The 2,672-nt window shown below is 55.9% G+C and carries 1 protein-coding gene and 1 pseudogene; one reads left to right on the plus strand and one right to left on the minus strand.

Annotated features, from left to right (window positions below):
* Positions 1–68 precede the first annotated feature (68 nt).
* Positions 69–560 (minus strand): annotated as a pseudogene (locus ELY13_RS14775) (IS6 family transposase); the annotation flags it as partial.
* A 494-nt stretch (positions 561–1,054) separates the two neighbouring features.
* Here ELY13_RS14775 and ELY13_RS14780 point away from each other — a divergent pair.
* Positions 1,055–2,566, plus strand: a complete 1,512-nt coding sequence (locus ELY13_RS14780; protein WP_126174638.1) for a lipopolysaccharide biosynthesis protein — start codon at positions 1,055–1,057, stop codon at positions 2,564–2,566.
* Positions 2,567–2,672: the final 106 nt, after the last annotated feature.

A 2,672-nucleotide genomic window follows, 5' to 3' on the forward strand; every position in this document is an offset into this window, starting at 1 on the left:
GCGAGCGCTTCATCAGAGCCATGGCGGCGTAATATTCAAACCGCCCGCCACACACGAAATTCCTGACAGTCCCGCTTTCGCTGACACCCGAGCTCGGTCAGGGCGGCTTTGTACGAGCGCAGCCCGTCAGTGGTGATCGCTTCGATCTTGCCGTGCCGCTTCAGCGCTTTCTTCATGAACCGCAAGGCAGCGGCTTTGTCGCGGGTTCTCGTGACGTAGCTTTCGAGCACTTCCCCCTCGTGATCCACGGCTCGCCACAAGTAGACCATCTCGCCGTTGAGCCTCACGTACATCTCATCGAGATGCCAGCGCCAGTGCCGAAAGCCGCGCATCCGGTTGATCCGCTGGCGCCGGATATCGGCTGCAAACAGCGGGCCGAACCTGTTCCACCAGAAGCGCACCATCTCGTGTGAGATGTCGATCCCGCGCTCGAAGAGCAGGTCTTCCACATTCCCGAGTGAGAGCGGGAAGCGGACGTACATCATCACCACTAGACGGATTACCTCAGGTGAAGAGTTGAAGTACCGGAAGGGACTGGCTGGTTTGCGCGGACGAGGCATGCACCTGCCCTACCCCGTTCCGCACCTAGTCGCTATCCGGTGCAGTTCCTCTGACAGTACCTCGAAAAGCCCATTGGTCCTGCCGCGGTGAAAAACGCCGCCGCCGGCGTGCGCCTTGATCAATCAGGCGCCGCCACATCGCCGTCTGACCAGCACGAAGCGGCAGCCTCATGAATAGGACGGGCTAGCGAGTCAAAAGTGAGCGAGCAGGCGTGGGAGTGACTTGTAATTGACGGCACAAACCCGTTCAAGAACAAGGACCTACTGCAGCACTTTCACTCCCACCCTGGCCGCAGTCAGGCAGAAAATCCACTTATCCCGCTGTGCAGTTTTGCCAAGCCACCTCTCGGAGCCCACCCCGTAGCGTCTCCGGAGTTCGTTAAAATCCCTGATCTATTGTGACAGTTCTGTTACTGTCGCGGAGTGACTTTCGCATACTAACGAGTGGGCCGACGCTTGCCTGCTCCTGGTGCAAGGAGCGTTGTCCGGGCGATATGGTTGAAGCAATCAATAATGAGGCGCCTGCGGTAAAGCGAAAAGCGTCCCAGTCTCTGAAGCGTGATGCTGCCTGGACGGCCGCGGACACGTTAGTGTCTGCCGGCTCTGCCTTCCTCTTTCGACTAGTTGTTGCACGCTTTATCGTTCCAGCCGAGTTCGGCGTGTTCGCACTAGCGCTAACCACCGTCGCAATCGTTCAGGTGTTTAACGAGTTCGGCATGGCGGCTACCATCATCCAGCGCGCAGAGGATCGCTTTACACCGGAACTGGTGGATACCGCCTATAGCGCCTCGACCTTAATTTCCACTGCGCTCTTTGTTATCAATCTTATTTTTATTGCGCCACTTGCGGCATGGTTTTATAGTAGCGAGAGGGTTGGTATAATTTCGGCGGTAGTTGGTGTATCTTTTCTATTCACGCCGACAGCCAGTATCGCGCGCGCCTTACTATTTCGTGCACGCGACTATCGTACGGTAACGGTTGCGCGCATTGTGTCCACCCTCCTCAGCTTAGTCGCGGCAGTGGTTGTGCTCGTATTCTATCGCAATGTCTGGGCGCTGGTGGTTCAGGCGGTCTCCGCCCAAGTTATTCTGGCGTTTGCTATGTGGCGGCTAAGTGAATGGCGCCCCCGTTTCCGGCTTGACCGTCGTACGTTTCGCGAGATGATAGGCTATAGCGGCTTTGTGTTCGCCAATGACTTATTCGTCTCTATTTCTCGAAACTTGGACGTAATCACACTAGGACGCATTCTTTCTCAGAGCCAAGTTGGTATTTACTCTCTAGCATTCTATGTAACAGACATAGTTCGCATGAATGTCATGTCTATCCTAAATCGCGTCATGTTTACCCATTACTCCTCTATTCAAAATGATCACGATGCAGTGCGATTTTACTACATTCGTACAGCTTCATGGAATGCGTTGCTCATATTCCCAGTGATGGTCGCGATCATCTTGGCCGGGCCGGTGCTCACGCCGGTATTCTTAGGTGCGGATTGGAGAGCAATGGGAATACCTTTGCAGCTGCTCGCTGTTTCAGTAATGATCCACGCTGCAGGAGGCGCAACGTCAACGGTATACAAAGCGCTTGGACGGCCTGGGCTCGATTTTACGCTGAACGTACTCACATCAGTCATAATCCTTTTGCCTGCCTTGATCTTCGGAGTGCTCTGGGCAGGAATGGCTGGCGCGGCCGCGGCAGTGGCGGGCGCCAAGGCTATCAGCGCAATTATACGGCAAATTCTGCTCGACAGAATGATCGGCTCCACTCTTGCTGGCGTGCTAAAGAGCACTGCCGGAGCGCTGCTTATGCAGGTGCCGCTCGTAATAGCATGGGGGGTGGTGATGCGGTTTGTGCCCCTCGAGACCTCAGTTCGAGCCATTGTGGCGCTTGCCGCTGGATTCGGGGCCTACGGCGCGGCAATGTTACTGGCTTACACGACGAAAAATAGCGCTTGGCCTGCTTTCGATGACCGTCGCGCACAAGGTAAAGCCGCAGGAAGACCGTAAGCGGTGTTCTCAGCCCACGGCGGCCTCGGGGGCGCTGTCATCTGTGGATGGCCCCTGCGCTGCAAGGGGTAAATTGAGTTGATGGTTTGATCTGTCCGGGTGCGGT

This window comes from Altericroceibacterium xinjiangense, from assembly GCF_003958635.1.
Taxonomy (GTDB): Bacteria; Pseudomonadota; Alphaproteobacteria; order Sphingomonadales; family Sphingomonadaceae; genus Altericroceibacterium_A; species Altericroceibacterium_A xinjiangense.

Excerpts from the sequence above, each read along its gene's own strand:
- ELY13_RS14780 (WP_126174638.1), top strand. The coding sequence starts at position 1,055 with ATGGTTGAAGCAATCAATAATGAGGCGCCTGCGGTAAAGCGAAAAGCG.